The organism is Paenibacillus sp. FSL R7-277 (assembly GCF_000517965.1).
GTDB lineage: Bacteria > Bacillota > Bacilli > Paenibacillales > Paenibacillaceae > Paenibacillus_AQ > Paenibacillus_AQ silagei.
Genome location: NZ_ASPX01000019.1, coordinates 23,316 through 39,426 on the forward strand (window position 1 = coordinate 23,316; position 16,111 = coordinate 39,426).

General features: G+C 53.7%; 17 protein-coding genes. 4 read left to right on the top strand and 13 right to left on the bottom strand.

Annotated elements, in window-relative coordinates; translation table 11 throughout:
• Nucleotides 1-65: 65 nt before the first annotated feature.
• Nucleotides 66-1,133, bottom strand: a complete 1,068-nt coding sequence (locus C173_RS07895; RefSeq protein ID WP_051477906.1) for an SGNH/GDSL hydrolase family protein — start codon at nt 1,131-1,133, stop codon at nt 66-68.
• A gap of 108 nt (nt 1,134-1,241) precedes the next feature.
• Here C173_RS07895 and C173_RS07900 point away from each other — a divergent pair, with 108 nt between their 5' ends.
• Together C173_RS07900 and C173_RS07905 are read left to right on the top strand one after the other, a co-directional pair.
• A complete protein-coding gene (locus C173_RS07900; RefSeq protein WP_036723867.1) occupies nt 1,242-2,123 on the top strand; it encodes a helix-turn-helix domain-containing protein in 882 nt (293 codons plus the stop codon).
• 109 nt (nt 2,124-2,232) lie between these two features.
• The gene (locus C173_RS07905; protein WP_036723868.1) at nt 2,233-3,513 is read left to right on the top strand and encodes a glycoside hydrolase family 27 protein; all 1,281 of its coding nucleotides are present in this window, start codon (nt 2,233-2,235) and stop codon (nt 3,511-3,513) included.
• Nucleotides 3,514-3,618: 105 nt separating this feature from the next.
• Here the strand turns inward: C173_RS07905 and C173_RS07910 are convergent, their stop codons facing one another.
• Nucleotides 3,619-4,668, bottom strand: coding sequence for an NAD(P)-dependent alcohol dehydrogenase (locus tag C173_RS07910; protein ID WP_036723869.1), 1,050 nt, complete (start codon nt 4,666-4,668; stop codon nt 3,619-3,621).
• Between the two features lie 114 nt (nt 4,669-4,782).
• Between C173_RS07910 and C173_RS07915 the strand changes: the two genes are divergently transcribed.
• Together C173_RS07915 and C173_RS07920 are read left to right on the top strand one after the other, a co-directional pair.
• Nucleotides 4,783-5,172, top strand: coding sequence for a MerR family transcriptional regulator (locus C173_RS07915; protein ID WP_036723871.1), 390 nt, complete (start codon nt 4,783-4,785; stop codon nt 5,170-5,172).
• A gap of 104 nt (nt 5,173-5,276) precedes the next feature.
• Nucleotides 5,277-5,483 (top strand): hypothetical protein, encoded by a 207-nt coding sequence (locus C173_RS07920; protein ID WP_036723873.1) that lies wholly within the window; start codon nt 5,277-5,279, stop codon nt 5,481-5,483.
• A 91-nt stretch (nt 5,484-5,574) separates the two neighbouring features.
• On the opposite strand, the gene C173_RS07925 is transcribed toward C173_RS07920, so the two are convergent.
• The 11 genes from C173_RS07925 to sbnA are packed head-to-tail and all read right to left on the bottom strand — an operon-like array spanning nt 5,575 to nt 15,995.
• Entirely contained in the window at nt 5,575-6,549 is a 975-nt protein-coding gene (locus C173_RS07925) for an ornithine cyclodeaminase (protein ID WP_036723874.1), read from the bottom strand.
• Nucleotides 6,550-6,562: 13 nt separating this feature from the next.
• Nucleotides 6,563-7,804 (bottom strand): ATP-grasp domain-containing protein, encoded by a 1,242-nt coding sequence (locus C173_RS07930; protein WP_036723875.1) that lies wholly within the window; start codon nt 7,802-7,804, stop codon nt 6,563-6,565.
• A complete protein-coding gene (locus C173_RS07935) occupies nt 7,782-9,008 on the bottom strand; it encodes an ATP-grasp domain-containing protein (protein ID WP_051477907.1) in 1,227 nt (408 codons plus the stop codon). Before C173_RS07935 ends, C173_RS07930 begins: the two co-directional genes overlap by 23 nt.
• Entirely contained in the window at nt 8,996-10,234 is a 1,239-nt protein-coding gene (locus tag C173_RS07940; RefSeq protein ID WP_036723876.1) for an MFS transporter, read from the bottom strand. The genes C173_RS07935 and C173_RS07940 overlap by 13 nt, the downstream gene beginning before the upstream one ends.
• Entirely contained in the window at nt 10,231-10,749 is a 519-nt protein-coding gene (citX, locus tag C173_RS07945) for a citrate lyase holo-[acyl-carrier protein] synthase (RefSeq protein ID WP_036723877.1), read from the bottom strand. The genes C173_RS07940 and citX overlap by 4 nt, the downstream gene beginning before the upstream one ends.
• Complete coding sequence (locus tag C173_RS07950; protein WP_036723879.1) at nt 10,689-11,645, bottom strand: triphosphoribosyl-dephospho-CoA synthase; 957 nt, start codon at nt 11,643-11,645, stop codon at nt 10,689-10,691. The genes citX and C173_RS07950 overlap by 61 nt, the downstream gene beginning before the upstream one ends.
• The gene (locus C173_RS07955) at nt 11,642-12,883 is read right to left on the bottom strand and encodes a hypothetical protein (RefSeq protein ID WP_036723881.1); all 1,242 of its coding nucleotides are present in this window, start codon (nt 12,881-12,883) and stop codon (nt 11,642-11,644) included. The genes C173_RS07950 and C173_RS07955 overlap by 4 nt, the downstream gene beginning before the upstream one ends.
• Before the next feature lie 9 nt (nt 12,884-12,892).
• Nucleotides 12,893-13,624 carry an HpcH/HpaI aldolase/citrate lyase family protein gene (locus C173_RS07960; protein ID WP_036723882.1) on the bottom strand — a complete coding sequence of 244 codons (732 nt, stop codon included), beginning with the start codon at nt 13,622-13,624 and terminating at the stop codon, nt 12,893-12,895.
• Nucleotides 13,621-13,893, bottom strand: a complete 273-nt coding sequence (locus C173_RS07965; RefSeq protein WP_036723883.1) for a hypothetical protein — start codon at nt 13,891-13,893, stop codon at nt 13,621-13,623. Before C173_RS07965 ends, C173_RS07960 begins: the two co-directional genes overlap by 4 nt.
• Nucleotides 13,893-14,984: a glycoside hydrolase family 88 protein gene (locus tag C173_RS07970; protein WP_235191819.1), complete on the bottom strand. Its 1,092-nt coding sequence runs from the start codon at nt 14,982-14,984 to the stop codon at nt 13,893-13,895. The genes C173_RS07965 and C173_RS07970 overlap by 1 nt, the downstream gene beginning before the upstream one ends.
• Nucleotides 14,985-15,023: 39 nt before the next feature.
• A complete protein-coding gene (gene sbnA, locus C173_RS07975) occupies nt 15,024-15,995 on the bottom strand; it encodes a 2,3-diaminopropionate biosynthesis protein SbnA (protein WP_036723885.1) in 972 nt (323 codons plus the stop codon).
• Nucleotides 15,996-16,111 lie beyond the last annotated feature (116 nt).

Genomic DNA, 16,111 nt, shown 5'->3' on the forward strand with positions numbered 1-16,111 from the left:
TATCCAGCCTGCTTTCCGTGCCAGCCAGCCCGCTTCCCCAACTCGCCAGCCTTAATCCGCTCAGATCACCACTTCATCAGCTTCCTGATCTCTGACGCCAGTCTATCCGCCGCTTTGCGATGCGTCACCTGCGAAGGATGATAATCGACAGCGTGGCCGTCCGCCTCTAGCTGCACCTCGAATTTCATCACCGAGATTCTGCTGTCGCCGGTTTCCCGGGCATAGCGGTCCACCGCCTGCTCCAGGATAGGATACAGCCTGTCTCCCATGATCCCGAGCGTACACAGAATGGTCGAATCGGGATTATTCCGTCTGACCATTTGTAGAAAAGCGACATAGTTCTCTGCATAATCCGCCTGCTTGGCAGGGTCATCCTTCGTGTACGAATCGTCGTTGGTCCCCAGATTAATAACGATCAGCTCCGGCGTGAATCTGCTGAAATCCCAAGCTATCTCCTGAGGCAGCAGACTGCCGCCGAACCTCCCTTCAGACTTGCCTACCTTCTCGTAGTAATCGGGCAGAAGATGCGTGGTGAGCTTCTGATCATTTTCTGTATAGCCGGTAATAATGCCGTATCCGCTGTAACACACCATACTGTAATCCGCACCAAGCTGCTCTGCGCTCAGGTAGGCATAAGCCTTAGTTACATTTTCTGTAGCCGTAGAAAAGGTATGCAGCGCTTCTTCATCATCCACACCATACCCGCAGGTAATGGAATCACCGATGAATTCGATCGTATGCTGCGGAGATGGAGTTGGCTTAATCGCTTCCTCAGCCTGCACCGCAATCTCCGCAATGCCAACCGTTGACATGGCTGCTTCAGACAGCTTCGTAATTCTTACAGTAACCTCTTGCTCGGTGTCGCTTTCGAACACTGTATACGTTTTGCGTAGCTGATCCACCTGATCGTCTATCACCTGCTGGCCGTTAACACTGATTCCAATCCGGGCCAGATTGTTGCCGGTTGCAGCGATATCATCGCCTTGCAGAGTGATCCGGGCCGCCCGGCCGTAGAATGAGAATTCCACCCCGCTCCCTGAAAGAGCCAGCCACAGCACCTCCCCCATCCAGTGGGTACGTCCGATGAGTCTGACATGATTAGCTGCCGGTTGGTACGTTTGCATCTGGGACATTCCATAACCTTCCTTCTCTCGTTTCTATTCGTAACAGTAGCAAAGGCGCTTTATATTTTCAATGATATGTTAAGATATTAAGTACTTGTTGAGAAAAGGAGGATCTCAATGGACATCCCCGGAGGGACCTATGGCTTTCGCTTTGCCGAAGATAAGGAGCTGCAGCTGTGCGTATTGTTCGCAGCCGGTTATGATTCCGTCTCCGATCCCACATACCGCTGGGACGGGATGGAGCGCAGCGACGGCCCGCTGTTGCTGTTCCAGTACACGCTCTCCGGTGAGGGCGTGTTCGAGTCAGAGAACCGGACTTACCGGGTCCGGGCCGGACAGGCTCTGCTGGCGGAAATCCCGGGACCTCACCGTTATTACTATCCGGCGGATGCGGCAGAGCCGTGGGAGTTCCTGTTCCTCCTGCTGCGCCCAAGCCTGATCCTGCCCCACTGGCGCAGATTCCTGCGCGAAGCGGGCGAGGTGCCCCGGCTGCCCGCAGATTGTGCCCCTGTCCGGCTCGCGCGGATGATTGTAATGGATGCCGGAGCGGGCAGAATCTCCGATCCGCTGATCGCCTCATCCAGTGTCTATCAATTCATGACCGAATTGACCCGGATGCAGACAGCTACGCTGAGCGACAGGGACAAATGGTCAGAGAATATTAAGCGCGCCGCTGCATTCATCGAGCAGCATTACCCGCAGATGATCAGCATCGACCAATTGTCGGAGCATGTCTCCCTGTCCAAATATCATCTCATCCGCCGTTTCTCGGCCAGCACCGGCCTGACACCCGGCGCTTATCTGACCCGGGTCCGAACGGAGAAGGCGATGGAGCTGCTCCGGGGGACGAGCTTAAGCATTGAAGCTATTGCACAGCAGATCGGCTATTCCAGCGGAAGCTACTTTATCAAGGCCTTCCGTAGCCTGACCGGACTGACACCAGGCGATTTCCGCAGCGGGGGCGAGAGCCTGATCTACCGCCAGCTCTTTTTCGATTAAGCGCAATATAGTGCTATTCCACTTGCAACATTACTATAGATATTGGGTTTCTCCTTGATTATGATGGATTTATGAGGAGCAATAATCCATCTGATAAGGAGATTACACAATGAATCATAAGCTTGCAGCACCTGTCCCCCCGCTGGGCTGGAATAGCTGGGACTGCTACGGCGCAGCCGTAACCGAAGCGGAAATCCGCGGCAATGCGGAATATATGGCCGAGCATCTCAAAGACTACGGCTGGAGCTATATCACCGTTGATATCCAGTGGTATGAGCCTGGTGCCGTGTCCTCTCTGTACCGCCCCTTCGTCCCTCTAATCATGGATGAATACTCCCGGCTGATGCCAGCCGAGAACCGCTTCCCTTCGGCAGCGGGCGGTCAGGGCTTCAAGCCGCTGGCTGACTATGTCCACAGCCTGGGACTGAAGTTCGGTATTCATATTATGCGCGGCATTCCGCGTCAGGCCGCCCATGCAGGCACCGCGATTCTGGGGACGGAGGCAACTGCCCGCGAGATCGCGCACACGAACTCCATCTGTCCATGGAATACAGATATGTACGGTGTCGATGCTTCCAAGGAAGGCGCTCAGGCCTACTATAATTCACTCTTTGAACTGTACGCCCAGTGGGGCGTCGATCTGGTCAAGGTGGATGACATCGCCGCCTCCAGACTGTACGATACCCATCAGCCGGAGATTGACCTGATCTCCCGGGCAATCGAGAACTGCGGTCGCCCCATGGTGCTAAGTCTCTCCCCCGGCCCTGCTCCGGTAGAATACGCACAGCATTTCACCGAGCATGCCAACATGTGGCGCATCACGGATGACTTCTGGGACCGCTGGGAGCTGCTGCTGGACATGTTCAGCCGCTGCCGCAGCTGGCAGGGCGTCCCGCAGGCCGGCTCCTGGCCGGATTGCGACATGCTGCCGCTCGGCCACATCGGCGTCCGCTCCGTTGACGGCGGCGGGGATGACCGCTGGACCCGCTTCACCCGGGACGAGCAGCTGACGATGATGTCGCTCTGGAGTATTTTCCGTTCGCCGCTGATCTTCGGCGGCGAGCTGCGGGACAATGACGACTGGACCCTGTCGCTGCTCACCAACCGCGAGGTGCTGCGCATGCAGCGCGAGAGCCATGGCGCCAGGGAAGCCCTTCACCACGATGAGCTGATCGTTTGGACCGCAGCTCATGACGACGGCACCCGGTATGCTGCCGTTTTCAACACCAGCAACAGCCCGCTGCCGGTTGAGCTAAGCCTCGAAGAGATCGGCCTCGGCGGCGTGGCCGCAGGTACGGAGCTGTGGAGCCAGACGCCTGCTGGGCTTAGCGGCGGCGTGCTGCAGACCACCGTGCCTCCGCACGGGGTGCGATTATATAGCTTCTCGTAGGAGAAGCTAGGCAGAAATACCAACAGCCTGCGGGAATGGAGTAGTTCCATTCCTGCAGGCTGTTTTTCAAACAATATAGATTAAGAATCTTGCTCCTCTAAAGACTTAGGCCTTCCCCATCGTGCTGATATCAATCACAAACCGGTAACGCACATCCGAGGCCAGCACACGCTCCCAGGCTTCGTCAATCTGGTCAGCCGAAATCACTTCAATCTCGGAAGCAATCTGATGTTCAGCGCAGAAGTCAAGCATCTCCTGTGTCTCGCGGATTCCCCCGATCATCGAACCGGCAAAGGAACGGCGGTGTCCGATCAGCGAGAAGGCATTAACAGCCAAAGGATCAGCAGGCGCACCGACATTCACCAACGTCCCGTCCAGCGCCAGGAGTGACAGGAAAGCATTGATATTCACCTGCGCACTGACCGTATTAATGATCAGGTCGAAGGAACCGGCCAGCTGCTTAAATGTCTCCGGATCAGTGGTGGCATAATAATGATCTGCGCCCAATTGCAGGCCGTCTTCCTTCTTCTTCAGGGATTGGGATAACACCGTAACCTCAGCCCCCATGGCATGAGCAATTTTTACTGCCATATGCCCCAGCCCGCCGAGACCCACTACAGCCACCTTTTTGCCGGGAGCAGCTCCCCAGTGGCGCAGTGGTGAGTAAGTAGTGATTCCGGCACACAACAGCGGTGCAGCAGCGTCAAGCGGAAGGCTGTCGGGAATCCGCACCACGAAGTCTTCAGTGACAACGATATGCGTGGAATATCCGCCTTGCGTATAGTGCCCGTGGCGGTCAGTCGCTCCATAGGTTCCCGTGTTCCCCTCCAGGCAATATTGCTCCTCGCCTTGCCGGCAGCTGCTGCACTCTCCGCAGGAATCGACCATACAGCCTACCCCGACACGGTCGCCAACTGCATATTTCGTCACTCCAGAACCGATCTGGCTGACAATACCTGCAATTTCATGCCCCGGAACCAGCGGATATTTCACCGGTCCCCACTCCCCGCGGACGGTATGAATATCGGAATGGCAAATACCGGCGTATTTAATCTCGATCAGAACATCCTGCGGCAGCAGCTCCCGGCGTTCGATCGTTGTCAGCTTGAACGGGCCTTCCTGGCTGAATGCAGCGCGTGCGTTAACTTGTATCATAGTGAGACCTCTTTTCAATAGAATAGTATCATTCTTTAAGCTTTACAAAGCCTATGATATTCCTTAAAGTTAACTCTAAGTCAAGCCCGAAATATCCAGGACAGGAGAACGATGATGAAGACCTATTCCATAAGCGAAGCGGCAGCGCATTTCAACATGACCCCGCATACCCTGCGTTATTATGACAAAGAGGGCCTGCTCCCTTCTATAGAGAGAACTCCCAGCGGCAAACGCGTATTCAAGCCCTCCGATATGGAGGCCCTGCGGATTATTGAATGCCTGAAGGCCTCCGGGATGCCCATCAAAGAGATTAAGCATTTCATTGAATGGTGCTCCGAAGGAGATTCCACACTGCAGCGCCGATACGACATGTTCCTGGAGCGGAAGGCTTCCGTAGAAGCGCAGATGGAGGAATTAAGAAAAACGATGGAAGTTATAGACCATAAATGCCACTATTATAAGACTGCCCTGGAAAAGAGTATGGAAGTGGTCCACCAATCCTAACCAGCCGTATGGTTCATCAGCCTCCGCTGCGGTTATCGATACATAGAACGGTTACCGCAGACACATCCTAAGACAGAACCTGCACTTAGAAGGGAGACTGACAGATGAAGGATGATAAAAAAGCACCGCTCGACGGACGCACCGCAGGCGTCCACCCGATTCCGGAGGGCGAACCCAGTCCGGCGGACGGTCAATCGGAAACAGATAAGCTGGATGAGGTCGTAGGCGCCGTGCTGGGGAATGACCCAGAGGTGTCAGCTCCTGGCCTTGCACCAGATCCGGAAGAGAAGAAGCACCGCAAGAATCCATAGCCTTGTGATGAGGCAGTACACAGCCGGGCCGGACAAGAGGATATCTCTTATCCGGCCCGTTTATTTTGTATGCTGATTTTGCCCCCTGCTCCTACTCCTCCAACTCCTTACCATACCCGCGATTCAGCGCTTCACGATAATATAGTGATCCAATGGCAATATCAAAGGCAGCCATTCCCATCGGATTGAACATGACCGCTTCCTCCTTCGGGAATTTCGCCAGCGCGTTGCCGCAGACCACCTCGACGATGGACGCCGTGTCTTCCTTCCGCAGCCCTCTTTGATGATGCATATGTTCAATATCCGTATTCGCACGGCACACTTCATCCCAGTCATCGACAATAATGGCTGAGGTGTAGCTTAAGATCGCCGGGGTGAAATCGCGCAGAGACACGTTCAGCAGCAGACTCTGCTCTTTGGGCTTGCGGTCAATATAGCCGGAGCTGGAAATTGTACAGGTGATGAACAGATCAGCCCCTTCGTAGGCTTCCTTCCAGGAATCCACAGGCCGCACCCTTGTCCCAAGCTCTTCCGGGATATGATCCAGAGCATCCGGATTCTGATCAAAGATCCGAACCTCCTCCAGCCGGTCCCCGAGCAGCTGATTCAGCATCGACAGATGGAGCTGACCGATCGGTCCGAACCCGACAATACCGGCAATCATTTTACCGGCAAAAGGGTGTACCTTCTCGTATTCCTGGATCATCAGCCCACTGACTGAAGCTGTACGAATCCCGGAGATAAGCGGACTGTTGATGATAGCCACCGGCTTCCCGCTGCCGGAATCATTCAGTATCGTCACCGAGTGGGCACGGGGAAGCTGCCTGCCATGGTTACCGGGAAAACTGGCGATCCACTTGATGCCTGCCATCCCGATCTCTCCGCCCACATAAGCGGGCATGGCAATAATCCGGCTGCTTGGATCTTTATCAAAGAGCAGATAGGGTTTAATCGGCTGGGAGAATTCGTGCGCTGCCATCACTTGGACAGCACTCCGTATCGTATCCATGCACAGTGCCCAGGGAAGATTCATCTGCTCCAGGTTTGTGGTATTCAGATATAACATGCTCAAGGCCTCCTCAGCTTATAGGTCTGGCTGCAATGTGCAAGCCGATCGTATTCTGGATTTCACTGCACTTCTGCTCAGCCTGCTCTGCATCGTCCCCTCCAACCATCACTCGGCCAATCCAGTCAAAATTAGATCTCGGAAAGGACACCTCGCGCCCGGCAGCAATGAAATGCGATCGCAGAATGTCCGCACGCCCCTCTAATTCCTTAAGCCCCGTAACCTCGATCAGCCTGCCGTCAACCGGCGAACAGAATTCCCGTGAAGCAGCACCGCGTGAGACGCTCGGCGTCAACTCCGGGGCCTCCCCCATATGCATACGAAGCACTTCACGCGGCAGGTCAATGCCGGTTGCGTATTTAATCATCTCCGGAACAGGCCCGCCTACCATCCGCGGATTAAATTCAATAATCTTGGGACCTTCAGGAGTGAGAGCAACCTCTGTATGTGTGGGGCCAAAGTCAACCCCAAGCGCATGCAGTCCCCGGCGGACCACCTCCACGATCTCCGCCTCATGGCTTAACCGAACCGGAAAGCTGGCTCCTGTCTCTACAAAATACGGAAATCCAACCAGACGGCGGTCCGTAATCCCGATCAGGTGATCCTGCCCTTGATAAGTGACCATCTCCACACTGACCAGAGGTCCGGCTGCATATTCCTCAATGAGCACATCCGTACTTCCATAGAGATTACGCCCAAAATTCCGGTTGTTCACATAGCTGTCGTAAGCCTGCCGCAGCTCTAGCTCATTGTTGACAAAGACCACCCCGATACTCATAGCCCCGTCACACGGCTTAACGATACAGGGATAACCCATGGAATGGGCGTGCCGGCAAGCTTCCTCTATACTGCCTGCGAGCAGTGAACGGGGAACCGGAACGCCGCTCTGAACGCAGATTTCTCTGGATTTATATTTATTCCGGGCATTCTTGGCCGCCAGCGGCTGCATGGTCGGCACACCAATCGCATGCGCAGCTGCCGTTGCCTGAACCACGTAGAATTCCGCAAAAGACATCACTCCGGTCAAAGGGTTCGCTTGATGGTACGCTTTGACAAAGTCAACCACAGCTTCTTCATTAAAGGTGTCCACTTCATGAATGTAATCTACCAACCGGAGCGGGTGGGACTCCAGCGGCTGGCCCTTCAGGTAATGCTGAATATTCTGGGTCAGCAACGTTACGGTGTACCCCATCTCCTTGCAGGCCTGGATACCTGCGATAGACTCATTGCTTTCAACTAGTAACAGGTGCTTCATTGGTTGTATCCTCCTTATAGGCGGGCAGAATTTGCACTTCTTGCTCCAGATACCGCAGCAGCTGTGACAGCCTGACTTGCAGCGATGCCGAATTCTCGCCTACGATGATTACGGTCATCACGGCATCCACGCTGGAATGAGCCGCGTCCAGTTGTTCGCCTTCTTTGACGCGGGGCACGTATTCCTTCACCCATTCAAAGGGCAGCGTCTGCGGAATGGTCTTTACCGTTCCCGGGCGTTTCGGCATTAGATATACCCCCGCTACCTGTGACGGCCTTGGCACCGGCAGCTTCAGCGGCAGTCCGCATTGCCCCCGGACCCACTCCCGGTTCAGATCAACGTCATACATGGCGCTGATCGACTCACTGATCCGCCCGCCTGCGGTCCGGCTGGCAATTTCACAGAATACCCATTCATCCTCCGGGGTATGGAACATTTCACAATGAAAGGTCGAAACTCCCGGTGAGGGCAAGGCTTCAATGACCTGCTGAACTTCATGAACCAGCCGCTCATACACCGCGCAGCCGGGGCTGAGCAATTCCACGAAGCAATCCTGCTGGAGTATCTCCAGCGGCTTGCAGGAATATTTGCCCACAGAAGCGAAACGGATCTCCTGGCCCATCATCAGCCCATCGATCTCATACATTTCTCCCTCTACGTAGGCTTCAACCATTAAGCCGCTGCCGAGGCCGCGTTCCCATACATCGTTCAATTGCTCCCGGGTCCGTATAATGTCCGTATTCATGGAGCCCATGCCGTCCACCGGTTTAACCACAACCGGCAAGCCGTGCTCCAGCACAAAATCATACAAGTGAAGCGGTGAAGCCAGTCTGCGAAATGCCGGGCAGGATACCTGCGGGCTGACTAAGCTTTTCATCACCGCCTTATCCCTGTAAGCCACTGCACTCTCCAGCTGTTGACCAGGCAGGTGCAGCCGTTCACGCAGCCGGGCCGCACGAATCAGATCACTCTCATCGAGAGCGATGATCAGACGGTAAGGATGTTCCTCATACAATCGTAACGCATCGATCTCTACCCGGTCATTGCTCACCCAGTTGTCGAACACCTGCACAAGGGCAAAGGGTTCCGTTATCTCACCATATGCCGGCGAAGTATACAGGTATACTTCTTCATCCAGATCCTCCAGCCAGGTCAGATAAGGAGCGAAGGCCCGCCTCCTTTGATTCAGAATTAATACCGCCATAGTTTCTCCTCCTCCTTGTGATGAACAGGTGACCGGTTTAGCATTACGTATAGTACAAGAGACAGTCCAGACAGAAGAGCCAGGGACAACCAGAAATAGGACAGCTTTCCGTAGATGCTCCACATATGTATGAATTGCAGCCCGGTATATACACCGATTCCTTCTCCAAGGGCTGTGGACAATCCGATGACACTGAAATATGTGATACGCAGATCCGGGTGGGCAGCGTTAGAGACATACGCATCTATCGTGGGGATGAATAATATTTCTGCAAGGGTGAACAACGCGACGAATACGTAGTAGCCCCAGATCGAGCCGATGATCGCATTCATTGAGAAAGAAACACTAAATAGCAGAAACGCCAGCATCAGCCGGTATCCCTCACGCTGGCCTGACAACGCGGTATTCATCCAGCGCCCGACCGGAATCTGCAGCGCCACCACCAGGATTCCGTTCAGCATCAGCAGACTTCCCAGCCTTTCCGGAGCGTTATAATAAGTGCCGATTAAATAAGGAAAGGAATTGAACAATTGGGTGAAGAAGAAGCAGCCGATCATATTGAACAGCAGCACTTTACGGAAGCTTTTATCGAGCAGAACGGTCTGATATCCTTTCCAGAAGCTTACCGGCTTCCGTTCCCGGCCCTGCAGACTACACCCGGGCGGGAAGATATTGAGCAGGATGGCACCTAACACATAAAACCCTCCAACGAAGGTCAACGTGAAGCTTTTCAAGGAGCTAGTCAGCAGAAAGGAGCCGATTAAGGGCCCGGCAATGGCTGCACCGTTCGTATACATATTGGAATTCGCAAAATAAAACAGGGCATTGCCATCCTTACTCCCCACGAAGGATAAAGAAGCCTTGGAGGATAAGCCTCGGACAGAGTAGCCGATCCCGGCAATGATAAGCTGTATAGTAATCAACACCGGAGACTGCCAGAAATCTACCAATGCGATGGAGACCCCTGTTAGCAGGCAGCCGAACCACATGCATTTGAACGGGTCCATGTTGTCCAGCAGAGGTCCGGTAAGGAATCTCGCACTGCGGTAAGACACCGTGAAGATCATGGTAACTACAGCGGTAACCGACAGCGGCAGTCCTTTGACCTGAGACAGATAGACCGTTAATATCGCCGTCATAGCGTAGAAGCCAAGATGGGTAACCAGTGTGTTCAGACAAATGGCAAACACCGGCCGGGGCACCTTTAAGTTTCGGAAAAGATTCATGTGACTGCCTTCCTTGCCGCCAGATCAGCAGCCATACGTCCGATTAATTCCTCCGGCGAATGACGCTGCAGGAATCCGCACACTTTAGCAGGCTGGCCGCACAGATAACAGCGGCGTGAAGGAGCCCCCAGCTCATGCCTGCCCATTGCTTTTCCCGATGAATCATAAATATCCATATCCCAATAAGCGCTAAGCGGATGCTCCCCTTCAAAGGACAGACAGAATAGCTTCAATGCCGCCGCATCCGCAGATACCTGAAGATAAGCAACCGGACCAAGCGCCAGCCCGATCCGCTCCAGCGCAAGAATCTTATAAACTGCAACCGCCAGAGCTTCCTGTAAAGCCTCCATACAGAGCTCGAATAGTTCATAAGCAACAGCCAGCCTCTTATCCGGCCCAGGAATATTCATCATAATCTGGATCAGTGAGCCTGCTGCCGGATACCGGGCCTCTCTTAGCTCATGGAGGCGCTCCCGGTCACGAAGGATGGCTGATACAGCGGAATCGTTCGCCACACTCTTTCCTCCCCCTGATTCTCAGTCCACAAATGCAAAGCAAGCGTCATGGCCAGCAGATCGGCTGATCCGCCGGGAGATAGGGAACGGAGACGGAAGTCCTCCTCCATGTTGCGGATGTAGGCTCTGCCTTCAGAGGTGAACAGACTCCCCCGGTCCAACGCCGCTAATGCACTCGCCTGAGTATAGTCAATCCTTGCCCTGTCGAAATTGCGGTTCAGCAGCGTGGTATCCTGTACCACAGCCATCAATGATAGCAAGCAGTGGATCAGCGCCGTCCGCAAATCTGCTCCTTGTTGAAGCGCCTCCCGCAAGGCAGGCAAGCCCTGCTGAAGAATGGACGGAAATCCGTCTATAACCTCGCCCCGTATCCCTCTAATCCCCCACTCCCTGTAGGCGCGTCCGCCCGTGCTTGCACTGTGCGTCTCCTCCAGAATGTCCGCCAATTGTGCCCGCAGCGGATACTCAGCCAGCCTTCCAGCCAAGCGGCATATCTCCTGCGGTTCTACTGCACTGGATGGACTTTGACTCGTCATTCCGGCAGCCGCGCATAGAATCAGTCCCAGGAAGATCGTTCCCTTATGGGTATTCACTCCCCCGGTAGCTCCTAGCATGTCAGCCTCGGCCCGCCGCCCGGTCTTCTGGAGCATCCTGAACAAATCCTCCCTGCCGGTTCGGCCCCCGGATTGTTCTATGCCCAGGCGCGCAGCTTCCTGGTAATAAGGTTGAATGCGGAGTGCGCTTCTCAGAAAAGTGTAAATATCCATATCCGCATGACATCCGTTGCTCACCGCCGATACCAATCCGGGGGAAGGCCAGCTCACAGCCTCGGCCAGAACACTATAGACCATCGTTTCGGCAATCCAGGCTGCTGCAGCTTGGCCGGAAGCAGTCACTTTACGCTCTCCGGGATAGCCGCAGGCCAGTTTTCACTCTGTAGACCGTACTGCTGCAGAAAGCTCCATACTACCCGTTCCAGGCCAAGCCCGATGCAGCCCGACCATGTCTCGGCGTTATCCCTCAGTCTAAAGTTAAAGGTCTTTGCAAAAAAATCGCCGTGCGTGTCATAGGAAGCAATCGAAATCGTGTCGTTCTTATACGGGATATCCGCGCGAACCTCGTATTTGACATGTTTGGGCACTTTGAAATTCTGTTTCACCTTACCCGGCAGGAAGAATGGATCATTGGCTAAGGCACACTCGCCTTTCAGCCCTACCGCTTCCATCCACTCCACGGTCCACTCTAATGTCAAGTCACGCATCCGGGTGACGTATTCGGGAGTACCCAGAAATACGAATTCCCGCATGGTGAAATTCAACAACCGTTCCAGCAGATATACACGTTTGCCCTCATTGCGGAAGGACTGGCCTTTGAGTACAAAAGCGGTATTGTCCTCAAACACCTGATCCTCCATTTCCATATAGACTTTATAGCAGGGGGCAGATTGCAGAATATAGGGAGGCGTCTCCAGATAAGGGCCGCAGTCCTGCGGCAGCTTCCCGTTATTCGCGGATACATCTGCAGCGAAGGATTTCATTGTCTCCTGATCATGGCTTAAATGGGTGGCCAGCAGCAAATGCATTGGTGCGCTATGGAAGTAATTCATCTTCTCGGCGAACGAAGCAGGCAACAAGACCGAATACTGCCGCTGCTGACAATCCCCAATTCTCCGGCCGACATAATCCACATAACTCTGGTCAAAATACTCCAGCAGAGTGATGATCGGACGATGGTACGCCAGCTCCTGATTCTTCAATAAAGTCAGCCATCTCTGCTCCAGCAGATCATCCGAGATATTCCGCTGATTGCCCGGCGTGCAGCAGGAGCACAGCTTCTCCAGCGGCGGCTCATGCAGCTCCACCATATTCAGCTCAGGCTCCAGTATTTCAGCGGATGATGCGGATGCCTCATCATGCTCCGGGGTGAACCGCTCCAGGAAAATAGCAACCTCCCGCTCAATCTGCTCCCTGGGATAAGACGATAGATAGGTGACGCTGATGCGCCTCCCTTGAATCGGGTCGACCTGCACCTTATGGGCAGATACATTTTGCAGGAACATATGGGTGAACACAGGGATTTGCAGCTTATTCAGAGTCACAGGCTCAGGCAATTCCAATCGGTATGTTGTGAACATAACAGCCTCCTACGCTATTGAAATTCCGTATATGTCTTGGACGACGGCCACCTGGTCCGGATGGATTACAGAACGCCCCGTGAAGCCGTATTCCCTGGAGAGCAGACAATCCTCGCGGAATCCCTCCAGATCACGATAAGCCATGTAAGTGGTGTCAAAGCATTGAAGGCCCACACTGCGGCAGTATTCCCCCAGCTTCTGCTTGGCCTTCCGAACTTCCAGGGCCGGGTCCACAAGTCCCTTAGCCACACAGTCATCGAAATAATCCGTTCCTCCAAAGGTAAACGCATAAATATTCCGGCTGGCCTGATGAATCTCTCCGAGATTGAATATAGCCTCACAGCATTCAATCATGACTTCATAGCTGGGAGAATAGTTCAAGCTGCGCTTGTGTATAATCTCCTGCACCTTGCGTTCCACTTGCCGTAAATCCTCCGCCGTCCGGACCATGGGCAGCCGGATTCGGGCAGGGCGCTCTGGCACAAGCTCTTCCAGATCCTGCTCCCAGTGAGGGGTATGAACACTATTCACGCGGACAATGAGCGTATGCTCCGAGTCGCTGCTGAATTCCTGAAGGGCATTCTTGACCACGTATCTTGCTTCAAGCTTCTTATCCTCCGGCGTACCGTCTTCCAGACAGAGAATAATATTCATAGGATAGAAGGTCATAGCGTACTCTATGTAATTCGGTTTGTATCCCGGAACATAGAAATAGACTAAGGATTCGGCAGCTACACTCATCCTGTTACACCTTCCCGCTGATTAACCGGATTCAGAGAGTAGGCCAAGGCTTCGCAGCGGCTGCGGATGACCCACTCATTGGCTCCATTGAACCAGATCTGGGGGGACAGATCCGCCAAGCCATACTGCTTCAGAATGGGAACAACATATTCATAGACTTGGCGGTCCGTAAGCTCCGGCACCATATTCATGCATTGCATTGCAGCGTGGCCTTCTTCGATGACAATTTTAATATCGCTAGATTCTATCGATCCGGCACTGATATTCATTAAGAACCGACCTCCAATGAGTAATATAGAGCCTCCAGCAGAAAATAATCGCCCCAGATCTGGGACTCTCCTGCGGCTTGAACGACATGCAGCGGCGTGCTGGCATGCACCAGCAGTCCCTCATGCTCCGGACCCGGGGGCGCATACTCCACAGAAATCAGAACATCGAGCACCCTCTCTGCTTCTTGCCGGAACTGCTGGCGTAAGGGATCATTAGGGCTTAAGGCTGCGGCAAACTGGTAGAATGCAGAGCAAGCGATCGCAGCAGCCGAAGCATCCCTCATAGCCGTCCCCTGATGGGACAGCATCAGATCCCAGGCCGGAACACCATCCGAACAGACATGGGCTAAGTAGAATGCAGAGAGCCGCTCAACCTTTGTTCTCCACTCCTCTTCATGACCCAGCACATACATTTGAACTGCTCCATAGAGTGCCCATGTGTGGCCTCTGGCCCACACCGATGCTGAGCTGAATTTGGCGTTCTTGTTGTAGGGCTGCTCCGGGGCTCCCGTAAGTGAGTCCATTCTCATATATTCGTAAGTGAAGCCGTCTTCCCTCATCAGCGCAGCACTTGTAATCTGTGCTGATTCGATGGCAGCGGCGCGATAGCGCTCCTCACCGGTTATCCGATAGGCCCATAGCCACAACCGGATGTTCATCATACTGTCGACGCCTGCATAGCGCTTCCCCTCGGGCAGCCAATTGCATTCCAGATAACCGCCCGGGAGACGCGAATCAAAGAGGCTGTCAGCAGCTTCAAGCGCAATCGTTCTGTATGCTTCCTTACCGGTCAGATCGTACCCGAACGCATAAGAATAATAGAACAGGAAGCCAATATCCTGATAATCCCCCTGATTCTTATAAGACTCAATCCCGCCCATCCAGCGGTCAGCTTCCTCAATATAAAGAGTATCGCCGGTCAACTGATAGAGCTGGTAGAGGAGTCCAATGAAGAATCCGGAGGACCACTTATCCTCCAGCATATAGCTTCCGTTGTTCGTAACATAAGGAAGCCTAATCTCACCGGAAGATGCCATAGCAGCAAGCTTCTCAAGCTGCCTGCGGGTCTGTCTGACGGCACGGTCAATCACCTCATTACGTAAGGAAACGGTAATCTCCAGCACCCCCGATCATATTTTCACAGCGCTTTTACCCAGTTCAATTCCAATCTGCTCCAGCCATTCATCCGAAAAAATAGTATTGTAGTACCGGTCTCCGCGATCTGGAAGAATCGCAAGCACTTTGTCCCCGCCAGGCAGGCGGCGGGCAAGCTTCAGGGCCGCGAACACCGCTGCACCTGCGGAGCCGCCGACCAGCAGCCCTTCTTCCTTAACCAGCCTGCGGGTGGTGGAGAAGGCCTCTGCATCCGAGACATGCGTAATCTCGTCATACAGCTCTCTTCGCACATTGCCCGGTACTATAGCTGAACCAATGCCAATCTGATGTCTGACACCCGGCGGCTTCCCGAAGGTAACCGAGCCGGTAGCATCAACAGCCATAATCTTTATGTGCGGGATATGTTCTTTCAACCCCAGGCTGCACCCGGTAATGAGACCGCAGGTGCCTGCCGGTATCACTGCCCACTGAAGCTCATTACCGAACGCCTCATAGATTTCAAGCGCGGTCGTTTGTCTGTGTGCCTCAGGATTACTCGGGTTATTATACTGATTAGGCCAGAATGCTCCCAGTTGCTTGACGAGCTCCTGTACCTTGTCCAGGCGGGCTTTAAGATAGTTGCCATACTCATCAGCCTGATCAACCATTACCGTCTCCGCACCATAGGCCTGGATAATACTGAGATTGACCAGACTGATCTTGGGATCGACCACACAGATCAGCTTGTACCCCTTTTGCCGTGCCACAAGCGCCAGTCCGATGGCCAGATTCCCGGAGGAGGATTCAACAATCGTGCCGCCGGGCTTCAGTTGTCCCGCTGCCTCCGCTTGGCTGATAATGTAGAGCGCCGTGCGGTCCTTCATGCTGCCGCCGGGATTAAGCCCCTCCAGCTTGATGAATACCTGCGCCCCATACGGGTCCGGAAGATAATTCAGTTTAACAATAGGCGTGTTCCCAATTAATTGCAGCACATTGTCGTAGATCAAACCTATCACCTCCCAAAGAATATTCTCATAGATTTTTCTATAAAAAGTAAAATAAATACATTTGCATCATACACTTCTATCCTAATAAATGTAAATATATTAAAGATTTTTATCAC

Excerpts from the sequence above, each read along its gene's own strand:
- C173_RS07955 (WP_036723881.1), bottom strand. The coding sequence starts at position 12,883 with ATGTTCACAACATACCGATTGGAATTGCCTGAGCCTGTGACTCTGAAT.
- C173_RS07925 (WP_036723874.1), bottom strand. The coding sequence starts at position 6,549 with ATGTTATATCTGAATACCACAAACCTGGAGCAGATGAATCTTCCCTGG.
- C173_RS07960 (WP_036723882.1), bottom strand. The coding sequence starts at position 13,624 with ATGAGTGTAGCTGCCGAATCCTTAGTCTATTTCTATGTTCCGGGATAC.
- C173_RS07920 (WP_036723873.1), top strand. The coding sequence starts at position 5,277 with ATGAAGGATGATAAAAAAGCACCGCTCGACGGACGCACCGCAGGCGTC.
- C173_RS07940 (WP_036723876.1), bottom strand. The coding sequence starts at position 10,234 with ATGAATCTTTTCCGAAACTTAAAGGTGCCCCGGCCGGTGTTTGCCATT.
- C173_RS07910 (WP_036723869.1), bottom strand. The coding sequence starts at position 4,668 with ATGATACAAGTTAACGCACGCGCTGCATTCAGCCAGGAAGGCCCGTTC.
- C173_RS07905 (WP_036723868.1), top strand. The coding sequence starts at position 2,233 with ATGAATCATAAGCTTGCAGCACCTGTCCCCCCGCTGGGCTGGAATAGC.
- C173_RS07935 (WP_051477907.1), bottom strand. The coding sequence starts at position 9,008 with ATGGCGGTATTAATTCTGAATCAAAGGAGGCGGGCCTTCGCTCCTTAT.
- C173_RS07965 (WP_036723883.1), bottom strand. The coding sequence starts at position 13,893 with ATGAATATCAGTGCCGGATCGATAGAATCTAGCGATATTAAAATTGTC.
- C173_RS07915 (WP_036723871.1), top strand. The coding sequence starts at position 4,783 with ATGAAGACCTATTCCATAAGCGAAGCGGCAGCGCATTTCAACATGACC.
- C173_RS07930 (WP_036723875.1), bottom strand. The coding sequence starts at position 7,804 with ATGAAGCACCTGTTACTAGTTGAAAGCAATGAGTCTATCGCAGGTATC.
- C173_RS07900 (WP_036723867.1), top strand. The coding sequence starts at position 1,242 with ATGGACATCCCCGGAGGGACCTATGGCTTTCGCTTTGCCGAAGATAAG.
- C173_RS07895 (WP_051477906.1), bottom strand. The coding sequence starts at position 1,133 with ATGTCCCAGATGCAAACGTACCAACCGGCAGCTAATCATGTCAGACTC.